The sequence below is a fragment of the Kitasatospora sp. NPDC059648 genome (assembly GCF_042734825.1).
Taxonomy (GTDB): Bacteria; Actinomycetota; Actinomycetes; order Streptomycetales; family Streptomycetaceae; genus Kitasatospora.
Genome location: NZ_JBHWDU010000001.1, coordinates 300,920 through 320,559, shown reverse-complemented (window position 1 = coordinate 320,559; position 19,640 = coordinate 300,920). Strand labels below are relative to the sequence as shown.

The window sequence follows — 19,640 nt, the reverse complement described above, 5'->3', positions numbered from 1 at the left end:
ACACCCCGGTTGTGCGGTTGTCGGTGTCGAATGACAGGCTTGCCCCGGACCCCACGGGGCCGAACAGGAACCGGTCCGCCAGGAACGAGGAGGAGGAGCCGCATGACCACCGGTGAGCCGGCGGGCCCGCCCGTGCTGCGCCACCACCGCGACAGCCTGCTGCCCGCCGTCGCCGCCGCGCTGTCGCTCAAGGGCGGCGAAGTGCACACCCTGGCGGGTGACAAGGACGACCGGCGCCCGGTCCTGCACCCGCTGGTCGGCGAGTTCCTGGACACCCTGCCGGTCGAGGCCCGCGAGCGGTTCACCGGCCGCTGCCCGGAGGCCGTCCTGCTCTCCCAGTACCTGACCACGGTCGACGGGAAGCGCTCCAAGCGCGCCGCCCGCAAGCCGATGAGCCTGCAGGAGGCCCGCAAGGCGCTCAAGGGCGCCCGGATGACGACCCTGCGGATCCGCGAGGAGGGCGACCCGGCGCACGGCACCCACGCCCCGCCGTGCCGCTCCTGCGTCCCGATGCTGGAGCACTTCACCGTGCTGAGCGTCGCGGTCGGGCCGCCGGCGCGCTGAGCCGTCCGCACGCCGGACGCCCGCGCCTGCAGTCCTTCGTACGCCCCCGTCCCCGAGCCCCGGAGCACACCCTGAACCCGCCCAGCCCGCCCCCACCCGCACCGGCCACCCTCGCCCCGGGCACCCCGCCCCCGGCCGGCGTCGGGCGGACCCGCCCGCGCTTCCCCGCCGACGTCGCCGCCGAGCTCAAGGCCTCCGGCTGGCACCCCGGCCGCTGGCAGATCCGGCAGGCCGAGGAGTGGGCCGACGCCCTGGTCGGGTACGGCGGTCCCGGCGGCGTACCGCACACGGTGTTCCCGGCGGCCGTGGAGGCCTGGGCCGAGTTCGGCGGCCTCGTCTTCGACCTGTCCGGCCCGGGCCGCCAGTTGGCGCGTACTCCCTTCCTGATCGACCCGATGTGCGGTCTGCACCAGCCGCGCACCCTGTTCGACCTCGGCCGGGCGCTGGGCACCCAGCTCGCCCCGCTCGGCGAGGAGGCGTACGGGCAGGCGCTGCTGGCGGTCGACGAGGAGGGCCGGGTCTACAGCCTGGACCACACCGGCGAGTGGTTCCTCGGCCACGGCATCGACCAGGCGATCAACACCCTCGTCCTGGGCACCGCCCCGGAACGGCTGCGCACCGCCGAGGAGTACGGGACCTGACGCCTAGCCGAGCCGGTCGCTCCGGACGGCCAGCCGGGACGGCAGCACCGCCTCCACCCGGAACCCGCCGTCCGCCTCCGGCCCGGACGAGAAGGTGCCGCCCAGCGCGATCACCCGCTCCCGCATCCCGACCAGTCCGTTGCCGCCACTGGGCAGTTGCGCCGCTCCCCGCTCCCCGCCCGGACAGGCGTTCACCACGCTCACCCGCACCCCGTTCGGCGCGTAGGCCAACAGCACCGACACCATGGCGCCCCCCGCGTGCTTGTGGGCGTTGGTCAGCCCCTCCTGGACGACCCGGTAGGCGGTCCGCTCGGCCTCACCGGTGAACTCCTGCCGACTGCCGCTGACCGTCAGCGTCACCGCCATCCCGGCCGCCCGGGACTGGTCCACCAGCCGGGGCAGTCCGGCCAGCGAGTCCGGCTCCGGCTGCCGCTCGTCGTCCATCCGCAGCACGCCGAGGATCTCGCGCAGCTCGTTGAGCGCCTGCCGGCCCACCTCGCCCATCAGCTTGGCGCTCTGCGCGGCCTTCTCCGGGTCCTTGCCGGCTATTCGCTCCAGCGCCCCGGCGTGCACCACCATCAGCGAGACCCGGTGCGCCACCACGTCGTGCATCTCCCGGGCGATCCGGGTGCGCTCCTCCAACCGGGCCCGGCGGGCACGCTCCTGGGCCTGCTCGGCCAGCAGGTCCAGTTCGGTCTCCAGTCCGTGCGCGCGGTCCTTGAGCGACTCGATCAGCCGCCGCCGCGCCCCCACGTACAGGCCGGTCACCACCGGGGCGACGGTCAGCCCGACCGCCACCAGCAACGAGAACAGGATCTGGATCCACAGCGGCGGCTGCTCCACCGGAGAGTCGCCCGGCACGATCAGCGTCACCGCGATCACGGCCGCCGCCTCGGCGAAGGCCAGCCCGGACAGTGCCACCACCCGGCGGCGCCGGGAGGGCCACTCCCAGGTCTCCGCCAGCGTGTACAGCGACACCACCAGCAGCACCACGCCCAGCATCCCGGGCGTCACCAGCAGCGTCGCCAGCACCGGTACGGCCGGCCAGCGCCGGCGCACCACCAGCGAACCGCCGGCCAGCGTGCCGAGCAGGGCGATCCCGACCGCGCCCAGGAGGCTCACGTGGATCCGGGCGGACAGGAAGGCGATCGTGCTGGCCGAGCACTCGACCGCGGCGAGCAGCGCCAGCCCGATGTCGAGGAGGGCGCTGCGCCGCCGCTTCCACCACCAGAACGACCGGACCGGCACGCGCTCCCCAGGCGACTTGCTCATGCCCCAAAGACTAAGCGGCGACCCCTTCCCCTCCCCACCGGGATTGCCCGGTACGCCCTCCGCACCCCTCAAGTGGTCCAGACCACAGGTGGGTTTCGGCAGCTCTGTCCGCCATCCGGCCACCTCTCGGACAGCAACCGCCCCGACACCTATGCTGGTCGCGTCGGACAGCGCGGTCCGCACGCGTCACACCCGCCACACTGCGCGTGGACCTGTGACGATGAGCCGTTGCCGAACCCCACCACCACAGGGAGCCAGCCGTGACCGCTCCGGTCCCCACCCCGGCGGACAGCCCCACCGCCATCGCCGACAATGCCGCCCTGCGTGCGGACATCCGCCGCCTCGGCGACCTGCTCGGCGAGACGCTGGTCCGCCAGGAGGGCCCCCAGCTGCTGGGCCTGGTCGAACAGGTCCGCCTGCTCAGCCGCACCGACGGCGAGGCCACCGCCGAACTCCTCTCCGACATCGATCTGGACACCGCCGCCAAGCTGGTCCGCGCCTTCTCCACCTACTTCCACCTCGCCAACGTCACCGAGCAGGTGCACCGCGGCCGGGAGTTCGCCACCCGCCGTGCCCGCGAGGGCTCGCTGCTCGCGCAGACCGCCGACCAGCTCGCCGACGCCGACCCCAAGCACCTCGAAGACACCCTGGCCCACCTCGCGGTCCGCCCGGTCTTCACCGCCCACCCCACCGAGGCCGCCCGCCGCAGCGTGCTCAACAAGCTGCGCCGGATCGGCGAACTCCTCGACCGCATCCACCGCGAGGAGCTCACCTCCGGCCTCGTCGCCGCCGATCCGGCCCGCACCAGCAGCGCCAAGCGCTCGGCCGACCGCCGCCTCGCCGAGGTCATCGACCTGCTCTGGCAGACCGACGAACTGCGCATCGCCCGCCCCGAGCCCACCGACGAGGCCCGCAACGCCGTCTACTACCTGGACGAGCTCTACCGCGAGGCCGTCCCCGAGGTCCTGGAGGAGCTGCACGAGGAGCTCGCCCGGGTCGGCCTCGGCCTGCCCGAGGGCGTGCGCCCGCTCACCTTCGGCACCTGGATCGGCGGCGACCGCGACGGCAACCCCAACGTCACCCCGCAGGTCACCTGGGACGTCCTCAACCTCCAGCACGAGTACGGCATCAAGGACGCCCTGGCCGCGATCGACGACCTGCGCAACACCCTCTCCACCTCCGAGCGGCTGGCCGGCGCCTCGGTCGAACTGCTCGCCTCGCTCAACACGGACCTGCACCGGCTCCCCGAACTCAGCCCCCGCTACAAGCGGATGAACGCCGAGGAGCCCTACCGCCTCAAGGCCACCTGCATCCGGCTCAAGCTGGAGAACACCCGCGAGCGGCTGGCCGGCGGCACCCCGCACGTCGAGGGCCGCGACTACGTCGGCACCCGCGAGCTGATCGCCGACCTGCGGCTGATCCAGGACTCGCTGCGCGCCCACCGCGGCGAGCTGATCGCCGACGGCCGCCTCGCCCGCGCCATCCGCACCATCGAGGCCTTCGGCCTCCAGCTCGCCACCATGGACGTGCGCGAGCACGCCGAGGCCCACCACCACGCCCTCGGCCAGCTCTTCGACCGGCTCGGCGAGGAGGCCTGGCGCTACGCCGACATGCCCCGCGAGTACCGGCAGAAGCTGCTCGCCAAGGAACTGCGCTCGCGCCGTCCGCTCGCCCCCACCCCGGCCCCGCTGGACGAGGCCGGCACCAAGACCCTGGGCGTCTTCAACACCATCCGCGAGGGCTTCGAGCGCTTCGGCGACGAGATCGTCGAGAGCTACATCATCTCGATGTGCCAGGGCGCCGACGACGTCTTCGCCGCCACCGTGCTGGCCCGCGAGGCCGGTCTGATCGACCTTCACTCCGGGATCGCCAAGATCGGCATCGTGCCGCTGCTGGAGACCACCGACGAGCTCCAGCAGGCCGACCGCATCCTGGACGAGATGCTCTCCGACCCCTCCTACCGGCTGCTCGTCTCGCTGCGCGGCGACATCCAGGAGGTCATGCTCGGCTACTCCGACTCCTCCAAGTTCGGCGGCATCACCACCTCCCAGTGGGAGATCCACCGCGCCCAGCGCCGGCTGCGCGACGTCGCCCACCGCTACGGCATCCGGCTGCGCCTGTTCCACGGCCGCGGCGGCACCGTCGGCCGCGGCGGCGGCCCCTCGCACGAGGCCATCCTGGCCCAGCCCTGGGGCACCCTGGAGGGCGAGATCAAGGTCACCGAGCAGGGCGAGGTCATCTCCGACAAGTACCTGCTCCCCTCCCTCGCCCGGGAGAACCTGGAGCTGACCATCTCCGCCACCCTCGCCGCCTCCGCGCTGCACACCGCCCCGCGCCAGGCCCCCGAGGAACTGGCCCGCTGGGACGCCGCGATGGACCGGGTCTCCGAGGCCGCCCACACCGCCTACCGCGCCCTGGTCGACCAGGAGGACCTGCCGAAGTACTTCTTCGCCTCCACCCCGGTCGACCAGCTCGCCTCGCTCCACCTGGGCTCCCGCCCGTCCCGCCGCCCCGACTCCGGCGCCGGGCTGGACGGCCTGCGGGCCATCCCGTGGGTGTTCGGCTGGACCCAGTCCCGCCAGATCGTCCCCGGCTGGTACGGCGTCGGCTCCGGCCTCGCCGCCGCCCGCGCGGCCGGCCTCGGCGACGTGCTGGACGAGATGTACGGCCAGTGGCACTTCTTCCGCAACTTCCTGTCCAACGTCGCCATGACGCTGGCCAAGACCGACCTGCGGATCGCCCGCCACTACGTCGAGCAGCTGGTCCCGGTCGAGCTGCACCACATCTTCGACCAGATCGTCGCCGAGCACGAGCTCACCCTGCGCGAGGTGCTGCGGCTCACCGGCGAGGGCGAACTGCTGGAGCACAACCCGGTGCTGAAGCAGACCTTCACCGTCCGCGACGCCTACCTCGACCCGATCTCCTACCTCCAGGTCGCGCTGCTGCGCCGCCAGCGCGAGGAGGTCGCGGCCGGCCGCCGCGAGGACCCGCTGCGCGCCCGCGCGCTGCTGCTCACCGTCAACGGCATCGCCGCCGGCCTGCGCAACACCGGCTGACCCGGAAGAGCGAAGGACCGGTGCCTCCGAGACGGAGGCACCGGCCCTTCGCGTCAGACGGGGGCCTAGCGGACCTCGGCCACCAGGGGGCCGTACTTCGCCTTGATCTCCGCCCCCGCGGACGCCCACTGCGGGGTGTCGACCACCACACCGGTGCCGTCGACGGCGAGGGTCACCGCCTCGATCTCCACGCCCTTGGACCGCCACTCCTCGGCGTCCGCCCGGATCCGGTCGCCGAACGCCGTCAGCTGGTCACGCGAACCGGCCGCATCCACGAACCGCAGCTTCACCCAGGGCCGGTCGGCCACCGCCCGGGTCGCGGCGACGTCCAGCTCGCTGCCCGGGACCCGCATCACGTAGAGCGTGTTCGTGTCCGCGTCGCGGCAGGTACCGAAGTAGTGCTCGCGAAACAGCACGTTCATGGTCGCCGTCATCTCCACGGCCACCCCGGCACGCCCCAACTCGACGCTCGACGGACCGGCCGACGACAACGACGACGGAGCACCGGACGACGGCACCCTCGACGAGGGGACGTTGGACGACGGCACGTTGGACGACGGAGCACCCGACGACGGGACGTTGGACGACGGCACGTTGGACGACGGAGCACCCGACGACGGGACGTTGGACGACGGCACGTTGGACGACGGAGCACCCGACGACGGCACCGCCGGAGGCGTCCAGGCCGGGTGCTGGTGCCAGCCCGGTGTCCGCATGGCCGTGGGCCCCTTGGCGCACTCCAGGATCACGGCCTCCGGCCCCGCGCCCGTCGCAGCCGTCGTCGGGCTCATCAGAGCGACGCCTGCCCCGGCCGCGCCCGTACGGCCGGGCCCGGATCCGCCGCCCACCTGCGTCAGGACCCCCGCGCCGACCGCCAGCACCGCCACCGCCGTGACGGCCCGCACGACCGCCCGTCGCCGGGCCCGCCGGCGCCCCGCCTCGCGCAGCTCGGCCAACGGCGGGCTGCCACCGATCCCCGCCGCCCGCGCCCCGAGTCGGACGGACAGCTCCTCCTCGAACCCGTCCTCAGCGTTCACGCCCCACCAACTCCCTCGCCGGTTCCAGTTCCTCTCGAAGCGCCTTGATCCCCCGCGCCAGGTGGGTCTTCGCCGTCGTCACCGAGCACCCCAGCTCCACCGCCACCTGTGCGACGGACAGGTCCAGGTAGTAGCGCAGCACCACCGCGGCCCGCTGCCGCCGCGGCAGCCCGGCCAGCGCCGCCGCCAACCGTCCGTCCCGCTCGGCCTCCTGGACCGCCGGCCTGTCCGGCAGGGCGGACGTCAGCACCTCGCGTCTGGTCCGGCGCCACCGCGAGACGTGCGTGCGGACCATCGCCCTGCGGACGTACCCCTCGGCCGCTCGGGGCTCCCGGATCGCCGACCGCTTGGGGTACACCCGCGCCAGGGCGTCGTGCAACAGGTCCCGGGCGTCGTGGACATCCCCGGTGATCAGGTACGCCCCCCGCAGGAGGGCCTGGTACCGCGCCGCGACGAACTCGTCGAACGGGTCGGATCCGGAACCCCCCGGGCGCATCGATTCGCGCTTCATACCCCCATGACGCACCGGCCGCCGGAAACGGATGACAACGGATGGCAGGACGGCGAAGGGCCGGTGCCCACTCCCGTGGACACCGGCCCTCACTTCACGTCCTACTCGGCGGGCTCGCCCGCGCGCCGGCGCTTCAGCCACAGCGCCGCTCCGCCGGCCACGACCACCAGGCCGCCGCCGACCGCCAGCAGCCCGGCGTCCGGGCCGACCGAGTCGCCCAGCACCGGGCCGAACTGGGCCGCCGCGGGCTCCGGCGTGACCGCCGGATCCGGCTCGGCCACCGGGTCGGCGTGCGCCACCGCACCGCTGGACAGCAGCATCCCGGCCGCCCCCAGCGCACCGGCGGTGCCCACCCGTCGTCCGAGCTGCTTCAGCCGGACCACCCGGAGCCGTCGAAGTCGGCGGACCGGACGCAATCTCCGCATCGAGAACTCCCCAGGACCCGTTCGCGTACCAGGCCGACGCTATCCGATCCCGCACGGGCTTCTCACACGGATTCAGGTTCGGCGGGGCAAGCGTTGCACGACTGTTGTGTACCCGGCACACCGTGCACATGACGAACCGTCAGGAGTTGTAGGTGCCCTGCGCCCGCTCCAGTCCTTCGGACAGCAGCGCCTCGACCGCGTCCGCCGAGCGGTCCACGAACCACTCCAGTTCCTTGCGCTCGGTCGAGGAGAAGTCCTTCAGCACGAAGTCCGCGACCTCCATCCGGCCCGGCGGGCGGCCGATCCCGCAGCGCACCCGGTAGTAGTCCGGGCCCAGCGACTTGGTGATCGACTTCAGCCCGTTGTGGCCGTTGTCCCCGCCGCCCAGCTTCAGCCGCAGCGCCGCGTAGTCGATGTCCAGCTCGTCGTGGACGGCGATCAGCGCCGAGGCCGGCACCTTGTAGAAGTCCCGCAGCGCCGTCACCGGCCCGCCGGAGAGGTTCATGAAGGACATCGGCTTGGCCAGCACCACCCGCCTGCCCGCCAGCCGCCCCTCGGCCACCTGGGCCCGGCTCTTGTGCGCCTTGAACTTGGCGCCCATCCGCTGCGCCAGCAGGTCCGCCACCATGAAGCCGATGTTGTGCCGGTTCCTGGCGTACTGCTCCCCCGGATTGCCCAGCCCGACCACCAGCCAGGGCCCGTCGTAATCCTCCGCCATGCCTCTCTTCTCCTTCGCGCTCGACTCCGCGCTCGACGTCATCATCCCGGACACACCGCTGCCCCGGCCGCTCCGGGGGAGCGACCGGGGCAGCGGTCGACAGCGGTGAAGGCTACGAGGCTCAGGCCTCGGCACCCTCGGCCTCGGCGGCCTCGTCCTCGACCGGGGCGGCCTGGGCGGCGATGACCTGCAGCACGACGGCGTCGGCGTCGACGGCCAGCGAGACGTTGGCCGGCAGGACGATGTCCTTGGCGTGGATGGAGGCACCGGCCTCCAGGCCCTCGATGGAGACGGTGACGGCCTCGGGCAGGTGGGTGGCCTCGGCCTCGATCGGCAGGGCCTGCAGGACGTGCTCCACCAGGTTGCCGCCGGGGGCCAGCTCGCCCTCGGTGTGGACCGGGATCTCGACGGTGACCTTCTCGCCACGCTTGACCAGCAGCAGGTCGACGTGCTCGATGGTGCGCTTGATGGCCTCGCGCTGGACGGCCTTCGGCAGGACGTACTCGTCCTTGCCGTCGATCGGAACGACCAGCAGGGCGTTCGGGGTCTTGAGGGCCATCATCAGGTCGTGGCCGGGCAGGTTCAGGTGAACCGGGGCGTGGCCGTGGCCGTAGACGACACCGGGGACGAAGCCGGCGCGGCGGGCGCGACGGGCGGCACCCTTGCCGAACTCGGTACGGGTCTCGGCGGCAAGGCGGATCTCGGACACGACTGCACTCCTCGTGAAGACTGGCGCGGGGGTGCAGGCAACGCGAAAAACCGCCGGGACCACACCCTCAGTACGTTCGGGGGTCACTCGGCGGAAACGGCCTCTGCCGGCGGACGGAATCCGCTACCGGCAGCGCGTCGATCACGGTGTCGGTGCCCGTCGAGCAGGCACACGGCATCCCTCGCCGAGCAGTTTCACGAGTCTAACCGCACCGACCCCCTCCCGCGAAATCGGCTCCCTCCCGGGGGGAACGGCGGCGGCCCCGGACCGTGGATGGTCCGGGGCCGCCTGCGCGGGGCTTCGTCAGTGCACGCCCGCGGAGGTCAGTGCACGCCCTCGAAGAGGCTGGTGACCGAGCCCTCCTCGAACACCTCGTGGATCGCGGCGGCGATCGACGGGGCGATGGACAGCGTGGTGATCTTGTCCAGCTGGAGCTGCGCCGGGGTGGGCAGCGTGTTGGTGAACACGAACTCGCTCACCCGCGAGTTCTTCAGCCGGTCCGCGGCCGGGCCGGAGAGCACGCCGTGGGTGGCGGCGACCACGACGTCCGCGGCACCGTTCTCGAACAGCGCGTCGGCCGCGGCGCAGATCGTGCCGGCGGTGTCGATCATGTCGTCGACCAGGACGCAGACCCGGTCCTTGACGTCACCGACGACCTCGGCCGACAGGATGGTGTTGGCCTGGGTCATGTCGCGGCGCTTGTGGATGATCGCCAGCGGGGCGTCCAGCCGGTCGCACCACTGGTCGGCGACCTTGACCCGGCCGGCGTCCGGCGAGACGACGGTCAGCTTCGAGCGGTCCACCTTCTCGCCGATGTAGTCGGCCAGCAGCGGCAGCGCGAACAGGTGGTCCACCGGGCCGTCGAAGAAGCCCTGGATCTGCGCGGTGTGCAGGTCCACGGCCATCAGGCGGTCGGCACCGGCCTGGCGCAGCAGGTCGGCGACCAGGCGGGCCGAGATCGGCTCGCGGCCCAGGTGCTTCTTGTCCTGACGGGCGTAGCCGTAGAACGGCAGGATCGCGGTGATGCTCCGGGCGGAGGCCCGCTTCAGAGCATCGATCATGATCAGCTGCTCCATGATCCACTGGTTGATGGGAGCCGTGTGGCTCTGCATCACGAAGCAGTCCGCACCGCGGGCCGACTCCAGGAAGCGGACGTAGATCTCGCCGTTGGCGAAGTCGAGGGCCTTGGTCGGGACCAGCTCGGTCCCCAGCGCCTCGGCAACCTCCTTCGCCAGTTCCGGGTGGGCACGGCCGGAGAAGAGCTTGAGCTTCTTCTCACCCGACGTCGTGATCCCGCTCACTGCACCGTCTCCTCGCGTTGCGGACGCTGAATCCCTCGTCCCGAGGAGGGCAGGCGCAGCCCGCACCCACGGGGGATCAGGGAATGTCGGTACGCCTGGACACGGGCGGTAAGCCCAGTGGCGCACGTATGTCCCCAAGGTTACGCGCCCGCGCAGAAACCGTCCGCCCCGGGACCGTCCGGCCGGCGCCGGCCCGCCGGTCAGGCCTCCCCGGCGCCGTCCACCGCGGCCTTCGCGGCCTGCGCGGACACCGTCCCGGGGCGCTTGCGCTCGACCCAGCCCTCGATGTTGCGCTGCTGCGCGCGGTTCACGCCGAGTGCGCCGGGCGGAACGTCGGTGGTGATCACCGAGCCCGCGCCGGTGTAGGCGCCGTCACCGACGGTGACCGGCGCGATGAACATGTTGTCCGAGCCGGTGCGGCAGTGTGCGCCGATGACCGTGCGGTGTTTGTTGACCCCGTCGTAGTTCACGGTGACCGAGGCCGCACCGACGTTGGTGCCCTCGCCGATCGTGGCGTCGCCGATGTAGGAGAGGTGCGGCACCTTGGCTCCTTCGCCCAGCTCGGAGTTCTTGATCTCGACGTAGGTGCCGACCTTCGCCTTGCGGGCCAGCTTGGCCCCCGGCCGCAGGTAGGCGTACGGGCCGGCGGCGGCCAGCTCGCCGATCTCCGCGCGGTCGGCCGTGGTGTTGCTCACACGGGCGCCGGCGCCGACCAGGGTGTCCTTCAGGGTGGAGTTCGGGCCCACCTCGCAGCCCTCGCCCAGGTGGGTGGCGCCCTGCAGCTGGGTGTTCGGCAGCACGACGGCGTCCGGCTCGTACGTCACCTGGACGTCGACCCAGGTGGTGGCCGGGTCCACCACGGTGACGCCGGCCCGCATCGCCCGCTCCAGCAGGCGGTCGTTCAGCAGCCGACGGGCCTGCGCCAGCTGGACCCGGTCGTTGATGCCCAGGATGTCGCGGTGGTCCTCGGCGACCACGGCGCCGACCCGGTGACCGGCCCTGCGCAGGATCTCCAGGGTGTCGGTCAGGTACTCCTCACCCTGCGAGTTGTCCGTGGTGAGCTCGGCCAGCGCCTCGGTGAGCAGCTTGGCGTCGAAGGCGAAGACGCCCGAGTTGATCTCGGCGATCGCGCGCTGGGTGTCGGTGGCGTCCCGCTCCTCGACGATCGCGGCGACCGTACCGTCCTCGTCGCGCAGGATCCGGCCGTAGCCGAAGGGCTCCGGGACGACGGCGGTCAGCACGGTGACGCCGTTCTGCTGCGCCTCGTGCGACTTCGCCAGCCGGCGCAGGGTGTCCCCGGTCAGCAGCGGGGAGTCCCCGGCGGTGACGATCACCGTGCCGTCCAGCGTGACGCCGTCGGCGGCCAGCGCCTCCAGCGCGGTGCGGACCGCGTGGCCGGTGCCGTTCTGCTCCTCCTGCACCACGGGGCGCGCGCCCGGGTAGTGCGCCGCCAGGTGCTCCTCGACCTGCTCGCGCTGGTGCCCGACGACCACGACGAGCTGCCCCGGCGTCAGTTCCCCGGCCGCCGACACCGCGTGACCCACCAGCGAGCGCCCGCACACCTCGTGCAGCACCTTGGGCAGCTTGTTCGACTTCATCCGGGTCCCGCCACCGGCGGCGAGCACGACAACGGCGGCAAGCGAATTGGCACCCATGCGGGGAGGCTCCTCATTAGGTTCACAGAGAGGACAGAGCAGGCCAGAACGCGGGTCCGCACATGTGCTCTGGCAGTTCGAGGATAGTGCGGGGCAGCCGAGCGGAATGCCAGCGGCCCGGCCCGCGCATGCCCGCCCGCGGCCGTACTCAGTGCTCCCGGAGGAGGATTCGAACCCCCATAAGCTGGACCAAAACCAGCTGTCCTGCCCTTAGACGATCCGGGACCGGAGCTCCCGCCGCCGGAGCCCCGACGGCGCGCTGGGGCAAGACTACGGGGTAGCGCGCTCCACATCTACCACCTGTGTCGACCGTCCTGGCCCGTCCGAACCAGGCACGGCGGCGGCCCGGGGTTCATCCATCCAGTCGGGTGAATTCACCCGAGCGCCGCGCGGCGGTGCGTTCCCCCGACCACGGAGCGCAACCTACGATGCCGTAAGTTACGCCAACGTAGGTTCCGTTGTTCCCGTTCCCGGGACGCCGCGAAGGGACGCCCATGACCATCCAGGCCGGCGGGGAGCGCGCGGGGGCCGCCGCGCCTCCCGACACCCCCTCCGATCCCTCCGCCGACGCCGCCACCCGGTTGTCCGCCACCCGCGGCGGGGAGAAGCAGGGTCTCGCCGAGCGGATCGCGCTCGGCCTGTTCATCCTCGTGCCGTTCGCCGCCCTGGTCGCCGCCGTACCGGTGGCCTGGGGGTGGGGACTCGGCTGGACGGACGCGGCGATCACCGTCGCCATGTACTTCCTCACCTGTCACGGAATCACCATCGGCTACCACCGCTACTTCACCCACGGCGCCTTCAAGGCCTCCCGCCCGATGCGGCTGGCCCTGGCGGTCGTCGGCAGCCTGGCGGTCGAGGGCCCGCTGGTGCGCTGGGTGGCCGACCACCGCAAGCACCACCGGTTCAGCGACAAGGAGGGTGACCCGCACTCGCCGTGGCGCTACGGCGAGAGCGTCCCGGCGCTGATCAAGGGCCTGTGGTGGGCGCACATGGGCTGGATGTTCGACGAGGAGCAGACCCCGCAGGCCAAGTACGCGCCCGACCTGGTCGGCGACCCGGCGATGCGGCGGATCTCCCGGCTGTTCTGGCTCTGGACCACCATCTCGCTGCTGCTGCCCGCCCTGGTCGGCGGCCTGCTGGGCCTGTCCTGGCAGGCCGCGCTGTCCGCCTTCTTCTGGGGTTCGCTGGTCCGGGTCGCGCTGCTGCACCACGTCACCTGGTCGATCAACTCGATCTGCCACGCGATCGGACGGCGCCCGTTCCGCTCCCGGGACCGCTCCGGCAACGTCTGGTGGCTCGCGGTGCTCTCCTGCGGCGAGTCCTGGCACAACCTGCACCACGCCGACCCGACCTCGGCCCGGCACGGGGTGCTGCGCGGGCAGATCGACTCCTCGGCCCGGCTGATCCGCTGGTTCGAGCTGGCCGGCTGGGTGCGGGACGTCCGCTGGCCGGACGCGCAGCGGATCGCCGCCCGCCGCGCAGCATGAGGCGGCGCTTCCAGCATGATGTAGGGGTGAACGGGAGCAGCGCAGACAGCACAGGCGGTCACCACAGCACGCGGACGGACGCGGCGCCCGGAACGGCGCCGGCCCGTCCGCGGGCCGCCGCAGCGGCGGGCGCGGCCCCCGACGGCGGCAACGAGAGCGCCGCGGACCCCGGGTCCGGTACGGCGCCGGCCCCGCGCCGGCGGGGCGGCCGGGTCCGGATGACCGGCAAGCAGCGCCGCGAGCAGCTGCTGGAGATCGGCCGTACGGTCTTCGCCGAGCGCGGTTACGACGGCACCTCGGTGGAGGAGATCGCCGAGCGCGCGGGCGTCTCCAAGCCCGTGGTGTACGAGCACTTCGGGGGCAAGGAGGGGCTCTACGCCGTGGTGGTGGACCGCGAGATGCAACTGCTGCTGGACATGGTGACGGGGGCGCTCACCGGCGGGCACTCGCGCGAGCTGCTGGAGCAGGCGGCGTTCGCGCTGATGGACTACATCGACACCTCGACGGACGGCTTCCGGATCCTGGTCCGGGACTCGCCGGTGGCCCAGTCGACCGGCACCTTCGCCTCGCTGATCAGCGACATCGCGACCCAGGTGGAGGACATCCTCGGCCTGGAGTTCAAGTCCCGGGGCTTCGACGCCCGGCTGGCCCCGATGTACTCGCAGATGCTCGTCGGGATGGTCGCGCTGACCGGCCAGTGGTGGCTGGAGGTCCGCAAGCCGGACAAGGCGACGGTGGCGGCGCACCTGGTGAACCTGGCCTGGCACGGGCTGGAGGGCCTGGAGCGGCACCCGAAGCTGGTCGGCGACCGCAAGGCCTGAGACCCGGCTGCTCCGCCGCTCCTGCTCCGCCGCTCCGCTCTTACCGCTCGGCCGCTCCACCCCTGCTGCTCCGCCGCTCCGCCCTCACGGCTCCGCCCTCAGCGCTTCACCCCGACCGCGAAGATCCGCCGGAACGGGAAGACCGTCCCGTGCGGCCCGGCCGGGTAGGCCTCGCGCAGCAGCCGCCCGTACTCGGCGAGGAAGGCAGCCCGGTCCGCCGGGTCGGCGAGCCTGCCGAGCACCGGACGCAGCGCGGTCCCCTTGACCCACTCCAGCACCGGGTCCGGCCCCGGCAGCAGGGTGCTGTAGGTGGTCTCCCAGACGTCGACGGCGCAGCCGGCCCCGGCGAGGGCGTCGAGGTACTGCTCCGGCCGGTGGACGCCGTTGCGGACGGCGTCGGAGCCCAGGGCGTCGCGCCAACGGGCGCTGCGGCGCAGTTCGGCGAGCAGGGTGTGGCTGGGGGCGTCGAAGTTGCCGGGCACCTGGAAGGCGACGACCCCGCCGGGCATGAGGGCGTCCGCCCAGCGGGCCAGCACCGCCAGGTGTCCGTCCACCCACTGGAGGGCCGCGTTGGAGGCGATCAGGTCGGGTCCGGCCGGGGCCGGGTCGTAGTCGCGGGCGTCGGCGAGCAGGTAGTCGGCGGTGGGCTCGCCCTCGGTGCGGGCGGTCTCCAGCATCGGGGCGGAGTTGTCGACTCCGGTGATCCGGGCCTGCGGCCAGCGTTCGCGCAGGACGGCGGTGGAGTTGCCGGGGCCGCAGCCGATGTCGAGGACCGTCGCGGCGGGCTCGTTCGGCAGGGCGGGGACGCGGGCGAGCAGGTCGCGCAGCGGGCGGGTGCGTTCGTCGGCGAAGCGCAGGTACTGCGCCGGGTCCCAGACGGGGCCGGTCATGGTTCACCTCGCAGGTATCTCGACATCAAGATATCTCTCGTAGCCTCGCTGGCACATTTCTCGATGTCAAGAGACTTCACATCGACACATCCACCGATACACTGATCGTCATGGAGGACGAGGTCGACAGGCTGGTCGCAGCGTGGCGCCGGGAGCGCCCCGACCTCGACGTGGAGCCGCTGGAGGTGCTCAGCCGGGTCAGCCGGCTCGCCCGCCACCTCGACCGCGCCCGCCGTACCGCCTTCGCGGAGCACGGCCTGGAGCCCTGGGAGTTCGACGTCCTGACCGCGCTGCGGCGGGCCGGCTCCCCGTACCAGCTCTCCCCCGGCCAGCTGCTCACCCAGACCCTGGTCACCTCCGGCACCATGACCAACCGGATCGACCGCCTCACCGGCAAGGGCCTGGTCAAGCGCCTGCCCGACCCGGACGACCGCCGCGGCGTGCTCGTCCGGCTCACCGACGACGGCCGCGACCGCGCCGACCAGGCGCTGGCCGGCCTGCTGGCGCACGAGCGCGAACTGCTGGCCCAGCTCAGCTCCGGCCAGCAGGGCGAACTCGCCGCCCTGCTGCGGCTGCTGGTCGCACCGTTCGACAACATCCCGGGCTGAGACCCGCCGGCCCCGCTACGGGGCGGAGGCGATGGACGGCGGCACCGCGGACTCGGCGGGACCGACCCCGGCCCGGCGGGCCACCGCGACGGCGGCCAGCGTGGAGTGCACCCCCAGCTTCCCCAGCACGTTCTGCATGTGGGTGCGGACGGTGTGCGGCGACAGGTACAGCCGCTCCGCGACCGCCTGCCGACCCAGGCCCGCCACCATGCAGCGCAGGATCTGCTTCTCCCTGGGCGTCAGGGTGTCGACCAGCCGCTCGCTCTCGGTGCGGTCCCGCCGGGCGGTGGTGAGCTCGCGGATCACCCCGGTGAGCAGCGCGGGCGGCAGGTGCGTCTCGTCCCGCAGCACCCCCCGGACCACCGCGAGCAGCCGGGCCAGCGAACTCTCCTTCGCCACCCAGCCGGTGGCACCCGCGTGCAGCGCCCGGGCGGCGCGGTGCGGGTCGTCGGCGGTGGCCAGCACCACGGCGCGCAGCCCCGGGTGGGCCCGGCGGAGCCGGCCGAGCAGGGTGATGCCGTCCGGCGGCGGGGCGGCGGGCCTGAGCTGGTCGGCGCGGGCCTGGTCGGCGCGGAGTCGCTCGATGCGCACCTGCTCGGTGCGCGGTTGTTCCGTGCGCGGTTGTTCCGTGCGCGGCTGCTCCGTGCGCGGTTGTTCCGTGCGCGGCTGCTCCGCCGGGCGGGTGGGGGAAGCCGGGACCGCGGGCGCGGCGCCCGGGCAGCGCGGAGGCGGTACGGCCGGGGGTGGGCGGCGCCGGGCCTCCTCGGCCGGTTCACCGCCGGGCCGGGCGGGCGGCCCGGCGGTCTCGGCCCCCAGGTCGGCGTCGACCAGCGCCACGTCGTAGGCCCGCCCCTCGGCGGCGGCCCGCTCCAGCGCCCGCTCGGCGGCGGCCGCGCTGCCGGCCGCGCCCACCTCCACGTCGGGCTCGGCGGCCAGGGCCGCGGCCAGCGCTTCGGCGAAGATCCGGTGGTCGTCGACCACCAGGACCCGGATCCGCCCCATCGTCACTACCCCCTGCTCAGAGCGCCCGAGCCCGGGAGCGGGGACCGGTCCGGCGTCCGCGTTCCGGACCCTCCGATCCGCCCGCCCACCGGTGGCCGGTGCGGCCGAAAGGGCGCCGGCCCCCACCGGTACCGCACTCAGCGTACGGGCCGGGAAACGCCCCCGTGGCGATTCGGTGAAGTTCCGTCAGCAGTGGCGTGAGTGGCGCGGCCGGTCAGTCGGGCGACTCTCGCGAGCCGTCCAACTGACCTGCCGGAACGGTCGGTTGCCCGTCGGCCTTCGACCGGAGGCCTTCGGTCAGGGGGCCTTCGGCCGTTGCGGCCTGAGCGCCGTCAGCCGCCGTTCTTCTCCAGGGTGAACTTCCAGGCGTCGGCGACGATGTCGTCCAGGTTCGGGCGGCGCGGCGTCCAGCCCAGCGCCTCGTGGGCGCGCTCGGCGGAGGCCACCAGCACGGCCGGGTCACCGGCCCGGCGACCGGCGACCTGCACCGGGATCTCCCGGCCGGTGACGCGCTTGACCGACTCGATCACCTCGCGCACCGAGAAGCCGCTGCCGTTGCCCAGGTTGCAGATCAGGTGCTCGCCCGGCTTGGCGGCGTCCAGCGCCAGCAGGTGGGCGTCGGCCAGGTCGGCGACGTGGATGTAGTCGCGGATGCAGGTGCCGTCCGGGGTCGGGTAGTCGTCGCCGTACACCGCGATGTGCGGGCGCTGACCGAGCGCGGCCTGGAAGACCAGCGGGATCAGGTGCGACTCGGGGTCGTGGCGCTCGCCGTAGGCGCCGTACGCACCGGCCACGTTGAAGTAGCGCAGCGAGACTGCGGCCAGGCCGTGGGCGACGGCCTCGCTGGTGATCATGTGGTCCATGGCGAGCTTGCTGGCGCCGTAGGTGTTGGTCGGCGAGGTCCGGGCGGTCTCGGCGATCGGCACGACCTCCGGCTCGCCGTACACGGCGGCGGTGGAGGAGAACACCAGCTTGCGCACGCCCGCCGCGCGCATCGCGGTGATCAGCTCCAGCGAACCGGCCACGTTGTTGCGCCAGTACTTCTCCGGGTCCACGACCGACTCGCCGACCTGCGAGGACGCGGCGAAGTGCAGCACGCCGTCGAAGGAGCCGTCCAGCACCTCGCCGGCCTCCTGGATCCGGCCCTCGACGAACTCGGCACCCGTCGGGACGCCCTCGCGGAAGCCGGTCGAGAGGTCGTCCAGGACGGTCACCTGGTGCCCCGCCTCCAGCAGGTGGGCGGCCACCACGCTGCCGACGTAGCCGGCGCCACCCGTGACCAGGTACTTACTCATGATGAGACCTCCAGCGGGCGATGGTCCGCCCGGTCGGCGGCGCCATCGACGGAATGCGAACGACTGAGGTCAATTGTCCCTGCCCGGCGGGGTGCTCCCGACCACCGGGGCATCCACTCCCGCGCATTCTCACCCAGTCCTCAGCCGACCTCCACGAGCCCCCGCGGCCGCCCCCGACGGCCCCCTCGGCTCAGCCCTCGGCCATCCGCTCCAGCAGACCGGTCCGCGCGGCCACCGCGGCCGCCTCCAGCCGGGTACGCGCCCCCAGCTTCATCAGCACGCGCTGGACGTGGGTACGGGCGGTGCTCGCGGCGATCCGCATCCCGGCGGCGATCGCCGCGGTGTCCTCACCGTCCGCGATCCGGGCCAGCACCTGCACCTCACGGCGGGTCAGCAGCCGCAGCAGCCGGACCGCCTCGTCGTCCGGTTCGGCCACCGGGCGCAGCAACTGCTCGAAGGCCCCGCGCAGGACGTCCACCGCCACCGCGGCCTCGCCCGCCCGGGCCCGCCCGATCGCCCGCTCGACCACCTCGATCCGCTCGTCGCTCGGCACGTACCCCGCCGCTCCGGCCGCGAACGCGCAGGCCGCGCCACGGAGTTCGCCGACCGGCCCGAGCACGATCGCGGCCACCTCCGGGCGCTCCCGGCGGATCCGGCGCAACCCGTCGAAGGCACCCGGCTCCCCCGGCGCGGACACCCCCAACAGGCACACCTCGGGCCGCCGCCCGGCGACCAGGTCGGCGGCGACGCCGGACGGGGAGCCGACCGCGAGCACCCGGTGGCCGCGCAGTTGGAGCGCGGTGGCCAGCGCCTCGGCCAGCAGCCGGTGGTCGTCGACCACCACGAGTCGAACACCCATGACGCCCTCCCGGTCGGGGCCCGGCTCGCGCCCGCACCCCTCGGGCGGGCGGCCGATGACGCACCATCACAGCGCATTCCGTACCCGACCCGCTAGGCCACCGCGTGTCGCCGGGGCCGGACGCGGCCGGGGCGGGGAACGCGAAAGACCCCCGCCGTGAGGCGAGGGTCTTTCAGTGGAGCCCCCATGCGGAATCGAACCGCAGACCTTCTCCTTACCATGGAGACGCTCTACCGACTGAGCTATAGGGGCTTGCCGGGTTTGTTTTCCCGGGCCGGTCGAACAAGGAAGACATTACACGGCCGTCGACCCGAAAGGGAAATCGGCCCCGGTCCGGCCCTCGGCCGCCGTCCGGCGGGCCCGCTACCGGGACCCTTCGGGGTGCGCCGCGTCGAACTCGTCGCGGGCCGCGAGCATCTGCAGGGCGCGCCGCTCCGTCCAGTGCCCGAGCGGGGCGACCAGCTCGGCCAGCTCCCGACCGAGCGGCCGCAGGTCGTAGACCACCCGCGGCGGCGTCTCCGGGAAGACCGTGCGGAGCACCAGGCCGCTGCGCTCAAGGTTGCGCAGCGACTGGGTGAGCATCTTGCGGCTGACCCCACCGACCCCGCGCTGCAGCTCGGAGAAGCGCTGGGGCCCGCAGGCGGAGAGGCTCATCAGGATCAGCAGCGACCACTTGTCGGCGAGCTCGGCGAACATCTCGCGGCTGGGGCAGAGCTGGGCGAAGACGTCGAGCTCCTGCTCCCCCTGCGATCCGGTCCCGGTGCGGGCGGTTTCCTCCGTCGTCATGCC

Annotated in this window: 19 protein-coding genes and 2 tRNA genes; 6 read left to right on the top strand and 15 right to left on the bottom strand. The window is 73.0% G+C overall.

Features of this window, described 5'->3' with window-relative positions:
* The first annotated feature begins 102 nt into the window (after positions 1-102).
* The gene (locus tag ACFV1W_RS01505; RefSeq protein ID WP_380411827.1) at positions 103-564 is read left to right on the top strand and encodes a YwqJ-related putative deaminase; all 462 of its coding nucleotides are present in this window, start codon (positions 103-105) and stop codon (positions 562-564) included.
* On the top strand, positions 492-1,205 hold the full coding sequence (locus ACFV1W_RS01500) for an SUKH-3 domain-containing protein (RefSeq protein ID WP_380411824.1): 714 nt from the start codon (positions 492-494) through the stop codon (positions 1,203-1,205). The genes ACFV1W_RS01505 and ACFV1W_RS01500 overlap by 73 nt, the downstream gene beginning before the upstream one ends.
* A gap of 3 nt (positions 1,206-1,208) precedes the next feature.
* Here ACFV1W_RS01500 and ACFV1W_RS01495 read toward each other — a convergent pair whose 3' ends face one another.
* On the bottom strand, positions 1,209-2,477 hold the full coding sequence (locus ACFV1W_RS01495; RefSeq protein ID WP_380411821.1) for a sensor histidine kinase: 1,269 nt from the start codon (positions 2,475-2,477) through the stop codon (positions 1,209-1,211).
* A 260-nt stretch (positions 2,478-2,737) separates the two neighbouring features.
* On the opposite strand from ACFV1W_RS01495, the gene ppc reads away from it, so the two are divergent.
* The gene (gene ppc / locus ACFV1W_RS01490; protein ID WP_380411819.1) at positions 2,738-5,533 is read left to right on the top strand and encodes a phosphoenolpyruvate carboxylase; all 2,796 of its coding nucleotides are present in this window, start codon (positions 2,738-2,740) and stop codon (positions 5,531-5,533) included.
* 65 nt (positions 5,534-5,598) lie between these two features.
* On the opposite strand, the gene ACFV1W_RS01485 is transcribed toward ppc, so the two are convergent.
* From ACFV1W_RS01485 to ACFV1W_RS01450, 8 genes are all read right to left on the bottom strand, one after another.
* Positions 5,599-6,570: a hypothetical protein gene (locus ACFV1W_RS01485; RefSeq protein ID WP_380411817.1), complete on the bottom strand. Its 972-nt coding sequence runs from the start codon at positions 6,568-6,570 to the stop codon at positions 5,599-5,601.
* Positions 6,560-7,081 (bottom strand): SigE family RNA polymerase sigma factor, encoded by a 522-nt coding sequence (locus ACFV1W_RS01480; RefSeq protein ID WP_380411815.1) that lies wholly within the window; start codon positions 7,079-7,081, stop codon positions 6,560-6,562. Before ACFV1W_RS01480 ends, ACFV1W_RS01485 begins: the two co-directional genes overlap by 11 nt.
* A gap of 101 nt (positions 7,082-7,182) precedes the next feature.
* Positions 7,183-7,506, bottom strand: a complete 324-nt coding sequence (locus tag ACFV1W_RS01475) for a hypothetical protein (protein WP_380411813.1) — start codon at positions 7,504-7,506, stop codon at positions 7,183-7,185.
* Positions 7,507-7,645: 139 nt separating this feature from the next.
* On the bottom strand, positions 7,646-8,224 hold the full coding sequence (pth, locus tag ACFV1W_RS01470) for an aminoacyl-tRNA hydrolase (RefSeq protein WP_380411810.1): 579 nt from the start codon (positions 8,222-8,224) through the stop codon (positions 7,646-7,648).
* Between the two features lie 121 nt (positions 8,225-8,345).
* Positions 8,346-8,933 carry a 50S ribosomal protein L25/general stress protein Ctc gene (locus ACFV1W_RS01465; protein ID WP_380411808.1) on the bottom strand — a complete coding sequence of 196 codons (588 nt, stop codon included), beginning with the start codon at positions 8,931-8,933 and terminating at the stop codon, positions 8,346-8,348.
* A 323-nt stretch (positions 8,934-9,256) separates the two neighbouring features.
* Positions 9,257-10,234 (bottom strand): ribose-phosphate diphosphokinase, encoded by a 978-nt coding sequence (locus ACFV1W_RS01460; protein ID WP_380411805.1) that lies wholly within the window; start codon positions 10,232-10,234, stop codon positions 9,257-9,259.
* Between the two features lie 200 nt (positions 10,235-10,434).
* Positions 10,435-11,889, bottom strand: coding sequence for a bifunctional UDP-N-acetylglucosamine diphosphorylase/glucosamine-1-phosphate N-acetyltransferase GlmU (gene glmU, locus ACFV1W_RS01455; RefSeq protein ID WP_380411802.1), 1,455 nt, complete (start codon positions 11,887-11,889; stop codon positions 10,435-10,437).
* Between the two features lie 154 nt (positions 11,890-12,043).
* Positions 12,044-12,114: transfer RNA gene (locus ACFV1W_RS01450), tRNA-Gln, on the bottom strand.
* A gap of 269 nt (positions 12,115-12,383) precedes the next feature.
* Here ACFV1W_RS01450 and ACFV1W_RS01445 point away from each other — a divergent pair.
* Together ACFV1W_RS01445 and ACFV1W_RS01440 are read left to right on the top strand one after the other, a co-directional pair.
* Entirely contained in the window at positions 12,384-13,376 is a 993-nt protein-coding gene (locus tag ACFV1W_RS01445) for an acyl-CoA desaturase (protein ID WP_380411800.1), read from the top strand.
* 218 nt (positions 13,377-13,594) lie between these two features.
* Positions 13,595-14,197, top strand: coding sequence for a TetR/AcrR family transcriptional regulator (locus ACFV1W_RS01440; protein WP_380411799.1), 603 nt, complete (start codon positions 13,595-13,597; stop codon positions 14,195-14,197).
* Positions 14,198-14,295: 98 nt separating this feature from the next.
* Here ACFV1W_RS01440 and ACFV1W_RS01435 read toward each other — a convergent pair whose 3' ends face one another.
* Entirely contained in the window at positions 14,296-15,087 is a 792-nt protein-coding gene (locus ACFV1W_RS01435; RefSeq protein WP_380411796.1) for a methyltransferase domain-containing protein, read from the bottom strand.
* Positions 15,088-15,197: 110 nt separating this feature from the next.
* Between ACFV1W_RS01435 and ACFV1W_RS01430 the strand changes: the two genes are divergently transcribed.
* On the top strand, positions 15,198-15,695 hold the full coding sequence (locus tag ACFV1W_RS01430; protein ID WP_380411794.1) for a MarR family winged helix-turn-helix transcriptional regulator: 498 nt from the start codon (positions 15,198-15,200) through the stop codon (positions 15,693-15,695).
* Positions 15,696-15,710: 15 nt separating this feature from the next.
* Here ACFV1W_RS01430 and ACFV1W_RS01425 read toward each other — a convergent pair whose 3' ends face one another.
* The 5 genes from ACFV1W_RS01425 to ACFV1W_RS01405 form a co-directional block, all read right to left on the bottom strand.
* Positions 15,711-16,697 (bottom strand): LuxR C-terminal-related transcriptional regulator, encoded by a 987-nt coding sequence (locus ACFV1W_RS01425; RefSeq protein ID WP_380411791.1) that lies wholly within the window; start codon positions 16,695-16,697, stop codon positions 15,711-15,713.
* 332 nt (positions 16,698-17,029) lie between these two features.
* The gene (gene galE / locus ACFV1W_RS01420) at positions 17,030-17,992 is read right to left on the bottom strand and encodes a UDP-glucose 4-epimerase GalE (RefSeq protein ID WP_380411790.1); all 963 of its coding nucleotides are present in this window, start codon (positions 17,990-17,992) and stop codon (positions 17,030-17,032) included.
* Between the two features lie 190 nt (positions 17,993-18,182).
* Positions 18,183-18,851: a LuxR C-terminal-related transcriptional regulator gene (locus ACFV1W_RS01415; RefSeq protein ID WP_380411788.1), complete on the bottom strand. Its 669-nt coding sequence runs from the start codon at positions 18,849-18,851 to the stop codon at positions 18,183-18,185.
* Positions 18,852-19,027: 176 nt separating this feature from the next.
* Positions 19,028-19,103 (bottom strand) — tRNA-Thr (locus tag ACFV1W_RS01410).
* Positions 19,104-19,214: 111 nt separating this feature from the next.
* Positions 19,215-19,637, bottom strand: coding sequence for a winged helix-turn-helix transcriptional regulator (locus ACFV1W_RS01405; RefSeq protein ID WP_380411785.1), 423 nt, complete (start codon positions 19,635-19,637; stop codon positions 19,215-19,217).
* Between the last annotated feature and the right edge of the window lie 3 nt (positions 19,638-19,640).

Bases quoted from the DNA above. Each gene is read 5' to 3' on its own strand.
- ACFV1W_RS01475 (WP_380411813.1), bottom strand. From the start codon at position 7,506: ATGCGGAGATTGCGTCCGGTCCGCCGACTTCGACGGCTCCGGGTGGTC.
- ACFV1W_RS01495 (WP_380411821.1), bottom strand. From the start codon at position 2,477: ATGAGCAAGTCGCCTGGGGAGCGCGTGCCGGTCCGGTCGTTCTGGTGG.
- ACFV1W_RS01440 (WP_380411799.1), top strand. From the start codon at position 13,595: ATGACCGGCAAGCAGCGCCGCGAGCAGCTGCTGGAGATCGGCCGTACG.
- ACFV1W_RS01405 (WP_380411785.1), bottom strand. From the start codon at position 19,637: ATGACGACGGAGGAAACCGCCCGCACCGGGACCGGATCGCAGGGGGAG.
- ACFV1W_RS01425 (WP_380411791.1), bottom strand. From the start codon at position 16,697: ATGGGGCGGATCCGGGTCCTGGTGGTCGACGACCACCGGATCTTCGCC.
- pth (WP_380411810.1), bottom strand. From the start codon at position 8,224: ATGGCGGAGGATTACGACGGGCCCTGGCTGGTGGTCGGGCTGGGCAAT.
- ACFV1W_RS01435 (WP_380411796.1), bottom strand. From the start codon at position 15,087: ATGACCGGCCCCGTCTGGGACCCGGCGCAGTACCTGCGCTTCGCCGAC.
- ACFV1W_RS01505 (WP_380411827.1), top strand. From the start codon at position 103: ATGACCACCGGTGAGCCGGCGGGCCCGCCCGTGCTGCGCCACCACCGC.
- ACFV1W_RS01445 (WP_380411800.1), top strand. From the start codon at position 12,384: ATGACCATCCAGGCCGGCGGGGAGCGCGCGGGGGCCGCCGCGCCTCCC.
- galE (WP_380411790.1), bottom strand. From the start codon at position 17,992: ATGAGTAAGTACCTGGTCACGGGTGGCGCCGGCTACGTCGGCAGCGTG.
- glmU (WP_380411802.1), bottom strand. From the start codon at position 11,889: ATGGGTGCCAATTCGCTTGCCGCCGTTGTCGTGCTCGCCGCCGGTGGC.
- ACFV1W_RS01430 (WP_380411794.1), top strand. From the start codon at position 15,198: ATGGAGGACGAGGTCGACAGGCTGGTCGCAGCGTGGCGCCGGGAGCGC.
- ACFV1W_RS01480 (WP_380411815.1), bottom strand. From the start codon at position 7,081: ATGAAGCGCGAATCGATGCGCCCGGGGGGTTCCGGATCCGACCCGTTC.
- ACFV1W_RS01415 (WP_380411788.1), bottom strand. From the start codon at position 18,851: ATGGGTGTTCGACTCGTGGTGGTCGACGACCACCGGCTGCTGGCCGAG.